The 15953-nt window shown below is 69.7% G+C and carries 18 protein-coding genes; 8 read left to right on the forward strand and 10 right to left on the reverse strand.

Translation table 11 applies throughout. From position 1 onward, the window contains the following. Positions 1 to 350: 350 nt before the first annotated feature. Positions 351 to 650 carry an antifreeze protein gene (locus BDK63_RS14570; RefSeq protein WP_183333228.1) on the reverse strand — a complete coding sequence of 100 codons (300 nt, stop codon included), beginning with the start codon at positions 648 to 650 and terminating at the stop codon, positions 351 to 353. 230 nt (positions 651 to 880) lie between these two features. Between BDK63_RS14570 and BDK63_RS14575 the strand changes: the two genes are divergently transcribed. Next, the gene (locus BDK63_RS14575; protein WP_246386168.1) at positions 881 to 1291 is read left to right on the forward strand and encodes a VOC family protein; all 411 of its coding nucleotides are present in this window, start codon (positions 881 to 883) and stop codon (positions 1289 to 1291) included. A 65-nt stretch (positions 1292 to 1356) separates the two neighbouring features. Beyond that, positions 1357 to 2034 carry a glutathione S-transferase family protein gene (locus tag BDK63_RS14580; RefSeq protein WP_183333232.1) on the forward strand — a complete coding sequence of 226 codons (678 nt, stop codon included), beginning with the start codon at positions 1357 to 1359 and terminating at the stop codon, positions 2032 to 2034. Positions 2035 to 2083: 49 nt separating this feature from the next. Here the strand turns inward: BDK63_RS14580 and BDK63_RS14585 are convergent, their stop codons facing one another. Both BDK63_RS14585 and BDK63_RS14590 read right to left on the reverse strand, forming a co-directional pair. Then, the gene (locus BDK63_RS14585; protein WP_183333234.1) at positions 2084 to 3325 is read right to left on the reverse strand and encodes an NAD(P)/FAD-dependent oxidoreductase; all 1242 of its coding nucleotides are present in this window, start codon (positions 3323 to 3325) and stop codon (positions 2084 to 2086) included. Positions 3326 to 3536: 211 nt separating this feature from the next. Then, positions 3537 to 4535: an NADP-dependent oxidoreductase gene (locus tag BDK63_RS14590; RefSeq protein WP_183333236.1), complete on the reverse strand. Its 999-nt coding sequence runs from the start codon at positions 4533 to 4535 to the stop codon at positions 3537 to 3539. A gap of 549 nt (positions 4536 to 5084) precedes the next feature. On the opposite strand from BDK63_RS14590, the gene yghU reads away from it, so the two are divergent. Further along, the gene (gene yghU / locus BDK63_RS14595; RefSeq protein WP_183333238.1) at positions 5085 to 5960 is read left to right on the forward strand and encodes a glutathione-dependent disulfide-bond oxidoreductase; all 876 of its coding nucleotides are present in this window, start codon (positions 5085 to 5087) and stop codon (positions 5958 to 5960) included. An 84-nt stretch (positions 5961 to 6044) separates the two neighbouring features. On the opposite strand, the gene BDK63_RS14600 is transcribed toward yghU, so the two are convergent. Continuing rightward, complete coding sequence (locus BDK63_RS14600) at positions 6045 to 6914, reverse strand: LysR family transcriptional regulator ArgP (protein ID WP_183333240.1); 870 nt, start codon at positions 6912 to 6914, stop codon at positions 6045 to 6047. A gap of 130 nt (positions 6915 to 7044) precedes the next feature. Here BDK63_RS14600 and BDK63_RS14605 point away from each other — a divergent pair, with 130 nt between their 5' ends. Continuing rightward, entirely contained in the window at positions 7045 to 7662 is a 618-nt protein-coding gene (locus BDK63_RS14605; protein WP_183333242.1) for a LysE/ArgO family amino acid transporter, read from the forward strand. A gap of 3 nt (positions 7663 to 7665) precedes the next feature. Here BDK63_RS14605 and BDK63_RS14610 read toward each other — a convergent pair whose 3' ends face one another. From BDK63_RS14610 to BDK63_RS14620, 3 genes are all read right to left on the reverse strand, one after another. Further along, on the reverse strand, positions 7666 to 8052 hold the full coding sequence (locus tag BDK63_RS14610) for a septal ring lytic transglycosylase RlpA family protein (protein ID WP_183333244.1): 387 nt from the start codon (positions 8050 to 8052) through the stop codon (positions 7666 to 7668). A gap of 201 nt (positions 8053 to 8253) precedes the next feature. Continuing rightward, positions 8254 to 8529 carry a hypothetical protein gene (locus tag BDK63_RS14615; RefSeq protein WP_183333246.1) on the reverse strand — a complete coding sequence of 92 codons (276 nt, stop codon included), beginning with the start codon at positions 8527 to 8529 and terminating at the stop codon, positions 8254 to 8256. 165 nt (positions 8530 to 8694) lie between these two features. Continuing rightward, on the reverse strand, positions 8695 to 9015 hold the full coding sequence (locus BDK63_RS14620) for a hypothetical protein (protein WP_183333248.1): 321 nt from the start codon (positions 9013 to 9015) through the stop codon (positions 8695 to 8697). Positions 9016 to 9171: 156 nt separating this feature from the next. Between BDK63_RS14620 and BDK63_RS14625 the strand changes: the two genes are divergently transcribed. Further along, positions 9172 to 9564 (forward strand): HIT family protein, encoded by a 393-nt coding sequence (locus BDK63_RS14625; RefSeq protein WP_183333250.1) that lies wholly within the window; start codon positions 9172 to 9174, stop codon positions 9562 to 9564. A gap of 65 nt (positions 9565 to 9629) precedes the next feature. After that, entirely contained in the window at positions 9630 to 10295 is a 666-nt protein-coding gene (locus BDK63_RS14630) for a transglycosylase SLT domain-containing protein (RefSeq protein WP_221202642.1), read from the forward strand. A gap of 31 nt (positions 10296 to 10326) precedes the next feature. Here the strand turns inward: BDK63_RS14630 and mltF are convergent, their stop codons facing one another. Beyond that, positions 10327 to 11703 carry a membrane-bound lytic murein transglycosylase MltF gene (gene mltF / locus BDK63_RS14635; protein WP_221202643.1) on the reverse strand — a complete coding sequence of 459 codons (1377 nt, stop codon included), beginning with the start codon at positions 11701 to 11703 and terminating at the stop codon, positions 10327 to 10329. Between the two features lie 167 nt (positions 11704 to 11870). Between mltF and BDK63_RS14640 the strand changes: the two genes are divergently transcribed. After that, the gene (locus BDK63_RS14640) at positions 11871 to 12437 is read left to right on the forward strand and encodes a cytochrome b (RefSeq protein ID WP_183333252.1); all 567 of its coding nucleotides are present in this window, start codon (positions 11871 to 11873) and stop codon (positions 12435 to 12437) included. Positions 12438 to 12485: 48 nt separating this feature from the next. Here the strand turns inward: BDK63_RS14640 and BDK63_RS14645 are convergent, their stop codons facing one another. Both BDK63_RS14645 and BDK63_RS14650 read right to left on the reverse strand, forming a co-directional pair. Beyond that, the gene (locus BDK63_RS14645; protein ID WP_183333254.1) at positions 12486 to 12830 is read right to left on the reverse strand and encodes a zinc ribbon domain-containing protein; all 345 of its coding nucleotides are present in this window, start codon (positions 12828 to 12830) and stop codon (positions 12486 to 12488) included. 57 nt (positions 12831 to 12887) lie between these two features. Beyond that, on the reverse strand, positions 12888 to 13850 hold the full coding sequence (locus BDK63_RS14650; RefSeq protein WP_183333256.1) for a patatin-like phospholipase family protein: 963 nt from the start codon (positions 13848 to 13850) through the stop codon (positions 12888 to 12890). 143 nt (positions 13851 to 13993) lie between these two features. Between BDK63_RS14650 and ftsH the strand changes: the two genes are divergently transcribed. Next, positions 13994 to 15925: an ATP-dependent zinc metalloprotease FtsH gene (ftsH, locus tag BDK63_RS14655; RefSeq protein ID WP_221202644.1), complete on the forward strand. Its 1932-nt coding sequence runs from the start codon at positions 13994 to 13996 to the stop codon at positions 15923 to 15925. Positions 15926 to 15953 lie beyond the last annotated feature (28 nt).

The raw sequence follows: 15953 nt of genomic DNA on the forward strand, positions 1-15953 counted from the left end.
GGCGCTCGTCGGAGTACTTCATCGGAACCTCGTCACGCCCCACATCGTTCAGAGTCTAACAGCCGCTGAGGCTCCAACTAGCTTGACAGTGGGGGGGGCGGCTGGCCTGGGCGGTGCTGGTGCACTGGGGGCTCAACCTCACCCACCTGCTGCTGTTCACCTATCCGATGAGTGCCTGAGGGCCCATGAGTGCCCGCGCCGGGTGTCACCGATTCCATCGAGCACGGCCCGGTCGCTGGCCATGGTGAGGTGACGGCCAAGGAAAAACCGCCACTTTCGGGTTTCCCCGAGTGGCGGTTATGCGTTGATGGTCTTCCGGTGTTAGTTGCCGCTGAGGCAGGATGCCCGGCTCAGCCCCGCAGCTTGCGTGCGTTGGTGCGCGTCTTGGTGCTGTAGGGCTTCAGCGCCGCCGCCGTGATCTGCGCGGGATCTGCGCCTCTGGCTGCTGCCACCGAGGCGCGCTCGCTGGCCGTGGCGAATATCGTCGCCTTCTCCATCATCATGCCCATGGCCTCGGGGCCGGTCATGGCGCCGCTGGCCATCATCATGGCGCGACGGGCGATCACCTCGCCGGCAGACAGCATCATCATGTTGTAGGAAGTGGCGATCTTCATCCACGCGAACATCATGTCCATCGGGTTATTCTTCATATCGTCTGGTACTCCTCGTTCTTTCCGGCTTCGTCCCGGGGCCTGTTCATGAACACGTCGCCTGTGAAGAGCGGGTGTCGACGCCTGAACCTCGCCATGAAGTCATCGAGACGCAGGGGTGGTAGCAAGATACGCTTGATCATGATCTGTGTCGGTGCGCTGACCCACCCTCGCCTGGTGTTTCGGCCGACATCAGACCCGGCCGGGGAGGGCCAGCAATGGAGCAGCGCATGAGCCTGATCACCCTGGGCGTCGGCGACCTGGCCCGGGCGCGGCGCTTCTATGAAGGGCTGGGCTGGCGGGTGGGCCTGGCGGTGGAGGGGGAGGTGCTCTTCTTCCAGCTCAACGGCCTGGTCCTGTCGCTCTATGCCCGCGCCGCCCTGGCGGAGGATGCCGGGGTGGCGGAGGCGGAAAGCGGCTTCGCCGGCATCACCCTGGCCCACAACGTGCGCTCGGCGCCCGAGGTGGACGCCGTGCTGGGCGAGGCGGAGCGCGCCGGCGGGCGGATCGTCAGGCCGGCCCGCCGGGCGGAGTGGGGCGGCTATTCCGGCTACTTCGCCGACCCCGACGGCCACCTCTGGGAGGTGGCGCACAACCCCGGGTTCCCCCTCGATGCCGAGGGCAATGCCTCACTGGGCTGAGCGTGGTGGCGCTCGCCGATGAAGCGCTGGCACCATGTCTTGAAAGCCTTCGAGGGAACCCTGCCATGATCCGACTCCACCACTGCGTCAGCGCGCGCTCCTTTCGTCCCCTGTGGCTGCTGGAGGAGCTGGGGCTGCCCTACGAGCTGGTGATGCACCCCTTCCCGCCCCGGTTGCAGGACGAGGCCTTTCTCGAGATCAATCCGCTGGGCACGGTGCCGGCGCTCTTCGACGGCGAGGTGGCAATGACCGAGTCCGCGGCCATCTGCCAGTACCTCGCCTCCCGCCACGCCGAGGCGGGCCTGGAGGTGGCGCCGGGCGATCCGGCCTATGGCGACTACCTCAACTTCCTGCACTTCGGCGAGGCGACCCTGACCTTCCCCCAGACCCTGGTGTTGCGCTACGGCCACTTCGAGCCGCCGGAACGGCGCCAGCCCCAGGTGGTGGAGGACTATGCCCGCTGGTGTCTCTCCCGGCTACGCACCCTGGCGCCGCGGCTGGAGCGCGAGCCCTTCCTCTGCGCCGGGCGCTTCACCGCCGCCGATGTCTCGGTGGGCTATGCGCTGCTGTTGGCCAGCCATATCGGCCTGGACGAACGCTTCAAGCCCGCCGTGGCCGCCTACTGGGCGCGCCTGCAGCAGCGGGAGGCCTTCCGGCGCGCCCTGGCAGTGGAGCGGAAGGCCGCCCTGGCCCAGGGCGTCTCGCCCGAGTCGGCCATGGCGGTGGGAAGGGCCTCGCCATGAGGGAGCAGGGCGGCGCCGACGTGCGCCCGCTCCGGTCATGGGCCTCCGGTCAGAAGCGGTCGAGGCGGAAGGGGGTCATGTCCACCGCGGGCGCCTCGCCATCCATCATCTGGGCAAGCAGTTCGCCGGTGGCCGGCCCCAGGGTAAAGCCCTGGTGGCCGTGGCCGAAGGCGAGCCATAGCCCCGCCTTGTCGGGGGCCGGACCGATCACCGGCTTCATGTCGGGCAGGCAGGGGCGGGCGCCCTTCCAGGGCTGGCTGTCGCGGCGCTTGCCCAGCGGAAACAGCTTGCGAGCCACCTTCTCGGCGGCGGCCAGCTGCTTGTACTGGGGCGGCGAGTCCAGCTCGGCCAGCTCCGCGCCGGTGGTCAGGCGAATCCCGGCGCGCATCGGTTCGAGCAGGAACCCCTTCTCGGCGTCCATCACCCAGTGGTTGAGCCTGGCCCCTTCCTCGGCGGAGTAGTGCATGTGGTAGCCGCGCTTCACGAACAGCGGCACTTTCATGCCCAGCCTGGCCAGCAGTTCACCGGTCCAGGGCCCCAGGGCCACCACCACCTCATCGGCCTCCATTGGCCCCTCGCTGGTCTTGACCCGCCAGCCGCCATCCACCTGGAGCACCTCCTCGACGCTGGCCTGCATCACCTGGCCACCCTGCTCGGCGAAGCTGCGGGCGTAGGCCTGTACCAGGCCGCCCGGGTCCGAGACCATCCACGGCTGCGTCCAGTGGATCGCCCCGATCAGCCCCTCGCCCAGGTGCGGCTCCTTGGCGTGGAGCGCCTCGGCGTCGAGCACCTCATACTCGACCCCGAAGCGCTCGTGGTTCTCCTTGGCCTTTTTCTGGCACTCCTCGAACGCCTCGCGGGTGCGGTAGAGCTCGAGCCAGCCGCCCTTGCGCACCAGCGCCTCGGCGCCGGCGGCCTCGATCATCGGCGCGTGGGCCTCCTGGCAGCGCATGATCAGCGACGCCCATTCCCGCACGATGCGCTCGTAGCGCTTTCCGCTCGAGTTCAGCCAGTAGTCCAGCAGCGGGCCCGCCGCGCTCATCATGCCGGTGGGGCGGTAGCGGATATCCACCTGGCGGTTGGGCAGGACGCGCAGCATGGTGCCGATATCACGGGGGAAGGCGTAGGGGCGCACCGCCTCGCGCTGGATGATGCCGGCATTGCCGAAAGAGGTCTCGAGCCCCGGCTCGCGACGGTCCACCAGGGTGACGTCATGGCCGCGCCGCACCAGATGCCAGGCCACTGATACGCCGACCATGCCGGCACCAAGAACGATGATATTGCGGGCCATGAGGATCTCCCTGCCGATAGGTGAAGAACGCCCCGCCGTGGGCGGGGCTTGTCATTCGGGGGATTCTAGCAGCGCTTCCCATAAGATCGGCAGAGGGGTGATAATTAAGATAATACGTTTGTAATTTATCAGCCTGTCAGAAATTTGCTCCAAGAATGGCAGGGAAAATAGAATCCTTTGCGCCTTGGGGCTACCTGGTCCGCGGCCCGGCTTACAGTCGCACCAGCATCTTGCCGGTGTTGGCCCCCTCGAACAGCGCCAGGAAGGCGTCCGGCGTGCGCTCCAGGCCCTCCTCGACGGTCTCCGCGTAGTCGATCTCGCCGTTGGCGACCCGCGGGCCGACCTCCTCCAGGAAGCGCGGGTAGTCGGCCCAGTGGTCGAAGATGATGAAGCCCTGCATGCGCAGGCGCTTGATCAGCACCATGGCCAGGTTGCTCGGCCCCGGCGCCGGCCCCTCGGCGTTGTAGCGGGCGATCATCCCGCACACGGCGATGCGCCCGCCGGTGCGCAGGGTGTTGAGGGCGGCCTCCAGGCAGGTACCGCCGACGTTCTCGTAGTAGACGTCGAAGCCGGCCGGGCAGGCCGCCTGGAGGGCCTCGGTCAGCTGCCCGGCGTCGCGGTCGCGGTAGCTCACCGCCTGGATGCCGTGGGACTCGAGCCACGCGAGCTTCTCGGGTGCCCCGGCGATGCCCACCACGGTGCCTCCCTTGGCCTTGGCCAGCTGCACGGCCAGCGAGCCCACCGCGCCGCTGGCGGCGCTGACCAGCACGTTGTCGCCCTCCTGCATCCCGGCGATCCGGTTCAGGCCCGTCCAGGCGGTCATGCCCGGCATGCCCAGCACGCCGAGGTAGGCCTGTTCCGGCACCTCGATGCCCGGCAGCGGCTCCACCTGGTTGCCCGGCAGCTGGGCGATGTCCCGCCAGCCGCCCATGTGCCGGACCCGGTCGCCCACGGCCAGCCGCGCATCCCGCGACTCGATCACCTCGCCCACCGCGGCGCCCTCCAGCGGCTCACCGAGCGCGAAGGGGTCGATGTAGGTCTTCACCCCGCTCATCCGCCCGCGCATGTAGGGATCCACCGAGAGCCAGCTGTTGCGGATGCGCACCTCGCCCTCGGCCAGGGCGGGCAGCTCGGCCTCGCGCAGCTCGAACAGCTCGCGGCGCGGGGTGCCCTGGGGGAAGTCGTTGATGGTGAAGTAGCGTGACTGCATGGTGTCGTTCCTTCACGTGATGGGGAGCCCGCCAGTGTAGGAGCCTGTCGCCCCGGACGCGAATCGGTGGTGACGCAAGGGCGCCCCACGGGGGAGGTTCCTCCGAGGAGCGACGTCATGCCGGGCCGCTGGCAAGGCCCCTGTCCAGTGGCTTGCCGGGGCTGCCGTGGCGCTTTCATGCCCGAAGGCAGTTGAACTGGCGGGGTCAGCCGAGATAGGCGAGGTAGGCGTCGAAGGCAGCGCGCTGCCACTCGGCCTGGCGGTACCAGAAGGCAAGGACCTCGGTGTCGAGGATGAGTGCGTTGGAATGCGTCATGATGGATGTCCTCCTGAGTGGGACACCTACCACCATAGGCCCTTTTTTGTTGCATTGCAGCATAAGATGGTTGATGCGGCGACGCTCATGTGGGGCCGGGGCGTGCCGAGGGCAGCGCTAAGGCGAGACCGGCAGCGGCCACCCCATGGCTCCCCTCTATCGGACCGATGTTGTACAAGTTGCCTGGAGATGTGAAAGCCTATGAGCATCCAACCCTTCAACCAGGAGGCCACATGACACAGGACACCGACTACACCCCGCCGAAGGTCTGGACGTGGGAGCGTGCGAGCGGCGGCAAGTTCGCCAGCATCAACCGGCCGGTGGCCGGACCGACCCATGACCGGGAGCTGCCGGTGGGCCGCCATCCGCTGCAGCTCTACTCCATGGGTACGCCCAACGGGGTGAAGGTCACGGTGATGCTGGAGGAGCTGCTGGCGCTGGGGCACACCGGCGCCGAGTACGATGCCTGGCTGATCCGCATCACCGAGGGGGACCAGTTCGGCAGCGGCTTCGTCGAGGTGAACCCCAACTCCAAGATCCCGGCGCTGATGGACCACACCACCCAGCCGCCCACCCGGGTCTTCGAGTCGGGGGCGATCCTGCTCTACCTGGCCGAGCGCTTCGGCGAGTTCCTGCCGAGCGATCACGCGTCGCGCACCGAGACCCTCAACTGGCTGTTCTGGCAGATGGGCAGTGCACCTTTCCTGGGCGGCGGCTTCGGCCACTTCTACGCCTATGCGCCGTTCCCCATCGAGTACGCCATCGACCGCTTCACCATGGAGACCAAGCGCCAGCTGGACGTGCTCGACCGCCGCCTGGCCGAGGCGCGCTTCCTGGGCGGCGACACCTATACCATCGCCGATATCGCCAACTGGGCCTGGTACGGCCAGCTGGCGCTGGGGCGTCTCTACGATGCCGGCGAGTTCCTGCAGGTGCAGGAGTACCGGCACGTGCAGCGCTGGGCCCGGGAGATCGATGCACGCCCGGCGGTGCAGCGCGGTCGCATGGTCAACCGCACCTTCGGCGAGCCCGAGATGCAGCTCCACGAGCGCCACGACGCCAGCGACTTCGCCACCCGGACCCAGGACAAGCTCGCCCCCGTGGAGTAGCGGGGCGCCTCAGTACAGCGCCACCGCGCCCAGCGCCGCCGTCAGGCGCTCGATCAGCTCGCCCCGGTGGAGTGGCGGCGCGCCTCAGCGCAGCGCCACCGTGCCCAGCGCCGCCGTCAGGCGCTCGATCAGCTCGCCGCTGTGGCGCCAGAAGTGCCAGTAGAGGGGCACCTCCAGCACCTGGCCCGGGGCGATGCTGGCCAGTTCGCCCCGTGCGACCCATGGCTCGGCCTGCATCAGCGGCACCATGCCGTAGCCCATGCCGGCGCGGGCCAGCGCCACGAACCCCTCCGAGGAGGGGCAGAGGTGGAAGGGAAAGGCGCCGCGGTAGCCGCACTGGGCCAGGAAGCGGTGCTGGAGCTGGTCGTGGGGACCGTAGACGATGGCCGGGGCGTGGCGGAACGCCTCGGGCGTCGGCCCCGCCGGGAAGTGGCGACGGCGATAGGCCGGCGTGGCCAGCGGATGGTAGGTCATGGTGCCCAGCGCCACGCAGCGGGCCCCGGCGATGGGCTGGGGGCTGGCGCACAGGCAGGCGGCCACGTCGCCGTCGCGCAGCCGACGCAGGCCCACGTCCTGGTCCTCCACCACCAGGTCGATCAGCAGTCCCTCCTCCCGGCAGAGCGGGCCCACCGCCTCGGCCCACCAGGTGGCCAGGCTGTCGGCATTCACGGCGATCCGCAGCCGCGGCGAGGCGCTGTCCAGGGTGGGCAGCGCCCGGCGCAGGTCGCGCTCCAGCAGCTGCACCTGCTGGATATGGTTGAGCAGCCGCTGGCCGGCGGGGGTGGGGGCCAGCGCCGGCGCCCGCACCAGCACCGGCTGGCCCAGACGCACCTCCAGCGCCTTGATGCGCTGGGATACCGCCGACTGCGACAGCCCCAGGGCATCACCGGCGCGTTCGAAGCCGCCGCACTCCACCACCGCCGCCAGTGCCTCGAGCAGCTTGTAGTCCAGCATCCGTCTCGCTCCCGGGAAGGTGTGCCTCGATCATAAGCAAAACTGATGTGGCATTAACAGGATGATTTTTGCGTATGACGATCGCCGGGTAGGCTGGCCGCCACTGGAGACCGATGGCGGAGGAGGCAAGATGCTGGAGAGCTACCTGACGGGCCTGGTGGTCTGCGGCGGGATCATCGTGGCGATCGGCGCGCAGAACGCCTATGTGCTGGGGCTGGCGACGCGGCGCCAGTACCACTGGTGGTCGGCGGGGCTGTGCATGGGGGCTGACCTGGCGCTGCTGGCGCTGGGGATGTTCGGGGTCAGCGCGCTGCTGCTGGCCATGCCGGCCACCCTGGAGGCGATGCGCTGGGCGGGGGTCGCCTTCCTGGGCTGGCTGGCGTTCCATGCCCTGCGCCGGGCGCTGACCGGCCGCCAGGGGCTGGGCCTGGCCGGCGGCGAGGTGCGCGGCCTGCGCCAGGTGGTGCTGGCCACCCTGGCGGTGACCCTGCTCAACCCGCAGGTCTATCTGGACACGCTGCTGCTGATCCCCGCGATCGGCGCGCAACAGGACAGCGCGGCGACCTTCCTGGCCGGCGCGGGCACGGCGTCGGTGCTGTGGTTCAGCCTGCTGGCGTGGGGCGGGGCGGCGCTGTCGCCGTGGCTGTCGCGGCCGGTGGCGTGGCGGCTGATCGACGGGGCCATCGGCATGATGATGGCCGCCATCGCGCTGAAGCTGGCCACGGGGCAGGGGATCCCCGTGGCCTGAGGGTCAGTTGACCATGGTGACCATCACCGGGGCGACGCCGCGGTTGAGGATGCCCAGCTCGCGGGCCGCGCGCTTGGAGAGGTCGATGATGCGGCCCTTGACGAAGGGGCCGCGGTCATTGATCACCACCGTGACCTCGCGCCCGGTATCGGGGCGGGTCACCACCACCTCGGTGCCGAAGGGCAGCTCGGGATGGGCGGCGGTCAGCGCGTTCTGGTCGAAGGGCTCTCCGCTGGCGGTGGCACGACCCTGGAACTTGTCGTGGTAGAAGGAGGCGTATCCCTCCTGAGTCTCGGCGCTGGTGTCATGGGCCTTCACGCTGGCCGCAGTGCCGAGGGTCAGGAGGCCTGCCAGGCAGCAGGCCGCGAACGTTCTCGATCGGGTTCCCATCGGGAAATCCTCATGGTTCTCGCTGTTGCGTCGTGCGCATGCATCGATGCAATGAGGGGCCGGGGCCCAGGTTGACTGGACAAATTTTAACCGCCGCCGCAATGCAGCACAACCCTTTTCGAGATCGGCTTTTGGAGATCGGCGAAGATGGGCACACATTGGCGACATTGTTGCCGCCATGTGTCGGAGGTAGGCTCGGGGTCAGTCGTTGCCCGCCCCGGCATGCAGGCCCTGGGCGATCAGCTCGTCGGCGACGGCGCGGGAGGCCAGGGCGAACTCCACCCGGGCGGCTTCCAGGGCCGCGAGATCCCGCGTGGTGGCATCCCGTTCCAGCCGATCCAGCCGCGCCTTGGCCGCGGCCAGCCGGCGACCCAGCTGCGGGTTGAAGCCGAGGCAGGCGGGGGGCACGTCGGCCGGGGGGAGCAACTGGTCGACCAGCTCTTCGGCCAGTTCCACCGCCACTGTCGAGATGTTCATGGCGCTCACCTCTCTGGGTCGCCGGGGCGTCGGGGAATCGCCCTTCAATTCCTTGAATAGAGCCGTTCGACATGAGTGTCAAAGGATATTTCGAGACCGGGCCTCAACGAAAACACCCCATCCGGCCGGGGCAGGATGGGGTGCGGTGACTGCAGGGGCTTTCCCTCAATGGCGCTGTTCTTCTTCCTCTTCCTCGAACAGCTCCGCCTTGGCGTCACGCATGACGTTCTCGCAGGCGGCCTGGTGGGCAAGCTGGGTGAGCAGGCTCTGGGTCACGGCGAAGCCCTTGCCCAGACAGGTGTCGATCTCTTCCCTGCTCACCGCGGGGGTAACGCTGCAGTCAATCTTGATCGTTCTTCCGCCGCCATCGAGCCTGTCGGCGAATCCTCGCAGCTGCCAGGCGATCCGCTCCTTCAGGCTGGCTGATTCTTCCGCGCCTTCGTTTACGCTAAACGTGCACCGCCACTCAGGTTTGTAGACCTTCATGTGAACCTCCCGTGCTGGCTTGGAATGAATGATCGATCGTGTATTCTGCTCCGTGACTGATGGTGTTGCGCCATCAGCATACCGACTTTCCGCCGCCGCTGCAGGATCTCTCGGCGCCGGCGGCATTCCGTCCCCTTTCGTCAGGAGAGCGCCGAGATGGCAAGCGTCTACACCCGCATCATGCAGGGCGAGCTTCCGGGCCACTTCGTCCACGAGGATGACCGCTGCGTGGCGATCATGACCATCCAGCCGATGAAGCCCGGCCACGTGCTGGTGATCCCCCGGGAGGAGATCGACCACTGGGATGACCTGCCGTCCGACCTGGCCGATCACCTGATGGCGGTCTCCCGACGGGTGACCAAGGCGATCAAGCGCGCCTTTCCCTGCAAGCGGGTGGGGCTGCTGATCGTCGGCCTCGAGGTGCCCCATGTGCATATCCACCTGACGCCGCTGGATGCCATGGAGGATATCCGGGTGGTGGGGCTGGACATGGCGCCCGCCGAGGAGCTGGCCGCCGCCGCCGAGAAGATCCGCGCGGCCCTGGACTGACAGCGGCGTCTCAGGGGCCGAATCGTGAGCGTGGGCCGAATCGACAGAGGCAGACGGGAGGCGGGATGAGCAGAGGCATCGGGAACCATCGGCTGGGTCGGACGGGGCGCCTGCTGCTGGCGGCAGGGCTCGGCCTGCTGGTCAGCGGCTGTGCGATGCTGGCGCCGTCGCCCCCCCAGGACCAGAGCAACGTCTGCGAGATCTTCCGCGAGCAGCCGAAGTGGTACGACCATGCCCGGGCATCGGAGCAGGCGTGGGGCACGCCCATCGCCACCCAGCTGGCCTTCATCCAGCAGGAGTCGTCGTTTCGCAGCCACGTGCGCCCGCCCCGCAAGCGCTATCTGGGCTTCATTCCCGGCCCGCGCCCCTCCTCGGCCCGGGGCTATGCCCAGGCCCAGGACCCGGTCTGGGGCGAGTATCGCGACGAGGCCGGCAGCACGCTGGCCCGGCGCACCCACATGAAGCACGCCACCGACTTCATCGGCTGGTACAACGCGCGTACGCGGCGGCAGACCGGGATCTCCCTGCACAACCCCGAGCACCTCTACCTGGCCTACCACGAGGGGGCGGGGGGCTATCAGCGCGGCAGCTACCGCGGCAAGCCCGCCGTCCAGCGGGCGGCGAGCCAGGTCGCCGCCCGGGCCAGCCGCTACCAGTCGCAGCTGGCCTCCTGCGAGGCCGAGTTCCGCTGCCGGCGCTTCTACCAGGTCGGGCCCTTCTGCCGCGGCTGACGGCCAGGGTGACTCGCCGGCGGCCCGGGCCTCAGGGTGCTGGTGAGGCTGTCTCGTTGGTTGCCAGCGCCACGCCGATGACGTCACGGTAGTTGCGGATGCGCTGAACGAAGTGCACCGGCTCGTAGCCGCGCGCATAGCCGTAGCGGGTCCCGGGGTAGTAGCGCTTGTCGGCCTTGAGCGGCAGTACCTCCTGCATGTCGTCCCAGGAGTCGGGGTTCTTGCCGAGCTCCCGGGCCAGCTCGCGGGCGTCAAGCACGTGGCCGCGGCCGATGTTGTAGCTGGCCAGGGCCAGGTAGGTGCGATCGGGCTCGGGGATCTCCTCGGGCAGCCGCTGGTGGCGATCGGCCAGGTAGCGGGCCCCGGCGTCGATCGCCTGGGTCGGGTCCAGGCGGTTCGTGACGCCCAGCGACTCGGCGGTGTTGCGGGTCAGCATCATGATGCCGCGCACCCCGGTGGGGGAGACCGCCTGGGGGTCCCAGTGCGACTCCTGGTAGGCCAGGGCGGCCAGCAGGTCGGCGGGAATGCCGGTGGCGCGCTCCGCCATGGCGAAGTCTTCCAGGAAGTCCGGCAGCCGCTCGCCGATGCGCCGGTTGAGGGCCCGCAGGTCGACGAAGTCGAACTCGTCGATGTAGCCGTAGTAGCGGCTCTCCACCGCCTCGATCGCCGTTTCCGCCTCGGCGGTTCCCCGCCAGTCGTGGGCCTGCTCGGCCAGTGCCGCCTGGTCGGCGGCCAGGTACCAGCCCAGCCGGTCGCCGCTGGTCAGGTTCAGCGCGACCTCCAGGGCCGGGTAGTGGCGACGCACCACCTGCACGATATTCGAGTCGGCCAGGGTGCAGCCGAGGTGCCCCTCGGCCACGGCGGCCAGCAGCATCTCGGTGGTGCGCGGGTCCTCCTCGAAGGTGATGCCGCTGTGCTCGTTGACCAGCGAGGCGAGCTTGTCGGCGTAGCTGGAGGCCGCCGTGACCCGAATCTCCACCTCGGCCATCTGTTCCACGCTGCGCGGCAGCGGGCGAGACTCCCGGTGGCAGACCAGCTGCTCGACGATCGGGGTGTGGGAAGGCCCCGGCAGGAACCGCGCATCCCGGGAGGGCAGTCGGGTCAGGCCGGCGGCGGCCAGGTGGACCTCTCCCGCCTCCAGCGAGGCGAGAACCTCGGCAACGGCATCGTGCACCGTCCACTCGACCTGCCAGCCCCGCGACTCGGCGAAGCGGACGACCAGGTCGTGCTCGGGGCCGGCGGGGGACTCGTCGCGATCCAGGTACCAGGTGGTGGCCGCGTTGCGAGTCGCGACCTTGAGGGTGCCGCTCTCCTCGGGAGGTGAAAGGCGTGGCGCCTCCTGGCCGCAGCCGGCGAGCAGCAGGCCGGCCAGACCCAGGGGGAGCAGCAGTGCGGCGAGTGGCCTCATGGCGTGTCGCATTGGCAAGGGCAACCTCCAGCGGGCTTCACGCCTACCCTACCAGCCGGGGGGGCGCGCGCTTCAACGCTGCTCCATCGGCGGCGCGCGTCGCGATCCGCTACGCTGAGACTCATCTGCCGCCTGCCGGGCGGCCCCGCCGCCGACCGGAGAGCGCCATGCATGACCTCGAGAACGACCACGACCGCTACGCCTATCCCCACCGGGTGCTGCACTGGCTGGTCGCCCTGGTCCTGCTGCTGTCGCTGGCCACGGGCCTGACCCTCGGCTATCTGGGCTTCGAGGGGGCCATGGAGCGGCTCGGCCGCACCCTCACCGACCTGCTCTACACCTTCCACAAGACCTTCGGGGTGCTGATCCTCGGGCTGATGCTCGCCCGGGTGGTGACGCGGATCGTCTTCGTGGTGCCGGTCCATGAGCCGCCCCTGCCTCTCTTCCAGCGGGTGGTCAGCAGCGCGGTGCACCACCTGCTCTATCTGGCCCTGCTGGCCATGCCGGTGCTGGGCTGGCTGGCCACCGCCAGCGGCGGCTTTCCGGTCCAGTTCCTGCACTGGAACCTGCCCGGCCTGATCGGCCGCAACGATGCCCTCTCCGAGCAGCTGTTCCTGTGGCACGGCCGGCTGGGCCTGACGATCCTGGCGCTGGTGGTGCTGCATGTCGCCGGGGCGCTCTTTCACTGGCTGATCCGCCGGGACGGGGTGATGAAGCGCATGAGCCTGTTCTGAAGCGGCGGCGCCCCATCGGAAGGCACCGCCGGCCGGTGCCTCTCGGCATCACGGGAGCTCTCGCCACCCCTCGTGGGCGCAGCTGCCGCAGCGATAGAAGGCTTCAAAGCCGCCATTGACGCTCTCGCGGATCGAGCCCCTCTGGAAGTGGAAGCTGCGCAGCGAGCAGACCGGACAGCGCTCCACCTCGTCGCGCGGGGCCCGGGGGGCTGGCCGCTGCTGGTCCGGCTCGCCGCCGGCGGGCGCCGCAGCCTCTGCCATTAGCCGGTCGAGCTCGGCGGAGAGCTCGGCGGCCAGGGCGCGGGCCTCCCCCTCCTTGTCGCGGCCGGCCATGTCGGCCAGCTCGATGATCCGTGACTTGAGGAATGTCAGCCGTGACACGGTGTCGGCCATCGCGGGCCCTCCTGAGGGTCGTTCGTGGTTGGCCCCTTGAGCATAGCCCCAAGCGGCTCAGGGGATGGCATCGGCCTGGATCGCCAGCCAGATCACCAGCTGGTCGCGCAACTCGTCGGCGGCCGGCTCGGCCTGGGCCAGGATCTCGTGGATGCGGTTGAAGTGCAGCAGGCGCACGCCCCGGGCCTCGGGCCGGAGGTAGACATGGGGCGGCGCATGGCGCACGGCCTTCGCGGTCAGCGACTGCTGCATGATCTTGAAGGTGTTGAAGAGCATGTCGGTGACGCCGGGGGGCTCGTCGTCATCCGGCTGGCGGCTGCCGGTGACGTCCACGGCGATCACCAGGTCCACCTCGCCCTGGAGCAGGTCGAAGGGCAGGGGGTTGGAGGTGCCGCCGTCGATCAGCAGCTGCTCCCCCCGGGCCACCGGGGAGAACAGCCCGGGCACCGCCATGCTGGCCTCGATGGCCGGAAAGAGCCGCCCCTCGTCGATCACCACGCTCTCGCCGGTCCAGTAGTCGGTGGCCACCACCGCCAGCGGGATCCGCAGCTCCGCGAAGCGGCGCACCTCGGTATGGCCGGCCAGGAAGCGCAGGAAGCCGCCGGAATCCAGCAGCCCGCCATCGCTCAGGCCGATCTGCAGCAGGTCGGCCAGGTCCAGGTCCGAGCCCGCCAGCCCCGACAGGGCATCCAGCGGGGAGCCGGCGACATCGTCGAAGATGTCCTGGATCTCGTCGGCGGAGAGTCCCGCCGCATAGAGCCCGCCGATCACCGCGCCGATGCTGGTGCCGGTGATGCGGTCCGGCACGATACCCAGCTCGTCGAAGACCCGCAGCATGGCGATATGGGCCAGGCCGTTGGCCCCGCCGGAGCCCAGCGCCAGGCCGATGGTGGGGCGCGGTGGCCGCTCGTCGGCGGGCAGCGGCATCGGCAGCAGCAGGGCCAGGCACAGCAGTCCGAAGGCGAGGGCGCGCAGGCGGGTGGCGGAAAGGCGGCGAGGCGCCGGGACGGAAGCACGCATCATGCCCTCCTGATGGAACGGTCGCTGCCCGCCACTATCGCACAGCGACGGGGCGCCGCCCACGCCTGCCCATGGCGCGGGCCTTGCCAGTGCGCCGGCCCGGGGCCATGGTTGTGGAAGAGCCCCGCCACCTCGAGTCTGCCATGGCCGTTCCCGCTCCGCCTTCCCCGCCGTCCGCCCCGGACCCCGACGCCCGGCCGCCCGCGCCGTCGAACGGCCAGCCGCCGCCCCGCCAGCAGTGGCTGCTGTTCGTGTGGATGGCCTTCGTGATCCTGGTGATGTTCCACTACCTGGAGGGCACCCAGCGCCAGGCGCGGGTCGAGCTGACCTATTCCGACTTCCTCGAGGCGGTGGACGCCGGCCACGTCGACGAGGTGACGCTGCGCGGCCAGTCCCTGGAGGGGCGCTTCAGCGATTCGGGCCGGCTGGACCTCGACCTCGGCGAGGCCGAGGCCTTCTCCACGACGCGGCCGGACGTGGAGAGCGAACGCCTGCTGGAGCGCCTGGAGAGCCACGGGGTGCGGATCGCAGCGAGGCCCGGGGATCCCGCGCTCTGGCAGCGCCTGCTGGTCGGGGTGGTGCCCTGGCTGCTGATGCTGGCGCTGCTGTTCTGGTTCTGGAACCGCATGCAGGAGCGCCTGACCGGTGGCGGCGGCACCTTCGGCATGGGCCGCTCCCGGGCCCGGCTGGTGGAGCCCCAGCAGAGCAAGGTGCGGCTGGCCGACGTGGCCGGCTCCGAGAACGCCAAGCGCGATATCCTCGAGGTGATCGAGTTCCTCAAGGAGCCCGCGCGCTTCCAGGTGCTGGGCGCCCGCATCCCCCGCGGCATCCTGATGATGGGCCCGCCAGGCACCGGCAAGACGCTGATGGCCAGGGCGGTGGCCGGCGAGGCCGGGGTGCCCTTCTTCAGCATCAGCGGCTCGGAGTTCATCGAGATGTTCGTGGGGGTGGGGGCCTCGCGGGTGCGCGACCTGTTTCGCCAGGCCAAGGAGAAGGCGCCCTCGGTGGTGTTCATCGACGAGATCGACTCCATCGGCCGCACCCGGGGCACCGGGGTGGGCGGTGGCCACGACGAGCGCGAGCAGACCCTGAACCAGATACTGGCCGAGCTGGACGGCTTCGAGGGCCACGAGTCGGTGGTGGTGCTGGCCGCCACCAACCGTCCCGACGTGCTCGACCCGGCGCTGCTGCGTCCGGGGCGCTTCGACCGCAAGGTGACCCTGGAGAATCCCCACCGCGACGCCCGCGAGGCGATCCTCAAGGTGCATACCCGGCGCATGCCGCTGGCCGCCGACGTGGACCTGGCGCGACTGGCCGAGATCACCATCGGCTTCTCGGGGGCGGATCTCGCCAACCTGGCCAACGAGGCGGCGCTGCTTGCCGGGCGGCGGGATCGGGCCGACCTCGACTGGGCCTGCTTCGTCGACGCCCGCGACCGGGTGATGCTGGGCGAGGAGCGCGACCTGGGGCTCTCCGAGCAGCAGCGCCGCGTGGTCGCCTACCATGAGGCGGGGCATGCGCTGCTGGCCCACCTGCTGCCCCACGCCGACCGGCTGGAGAAGGTCACCATCCTGCCCCGGGGGCGCACCCTGGGCGTCACCGCCCAGGTGCCGGACGAGGAGCGGGTCAACTACAGCGAGTCCTGGCTCCACGACCGCCTGACGGTGATGTTCGGCGGCCGGCTGGCCGAGTCGATCGTCTTCGGCGAGGTGAGCAGCGGCGCGGAGAACGACCTGGAGCAGGCGACCTACCTGGCACGGCGCATGGTGGCGCGCTGGGGCATGAGCGAGCGCATCGGTCCGGTGGCGCTCTCCCAGGGCCAGGAACATGCCTTCCTGGGGCGCGAGATGACCCAGCTGCGCGAGCACAGCGAGGCCACCGCCGGCCTGGTGGACGAGGAGATTCGCCGGCTGCTGGGCGAGATGGAGGCCCGGGGGCGCCGGCTGCTGGAGCAGCACGGCGTGGCGCTGGACGCGCTGGCCGCGGCGCTGGAGACGCGCGAGACCCTGGAGGGCGATCAGATCCGCGAGGTGCTCGAGGCTGCCGATGCCGCCCGGCTGCCGGTGCGAGCCTGAGGGCAAGGCCCGCGAGGCCGCCCGGGCA

The sequence above is a fragment of the Halomonas campaniensis genome, from assembly GCF_014193375.1.
Taxonomy (GTDB): Bacteria; Pseudomonadota; Gammaproteobacteria; order Pseudomonadales; family Halomonadaceae; genus Halomonas; species Halomonas campaniensis.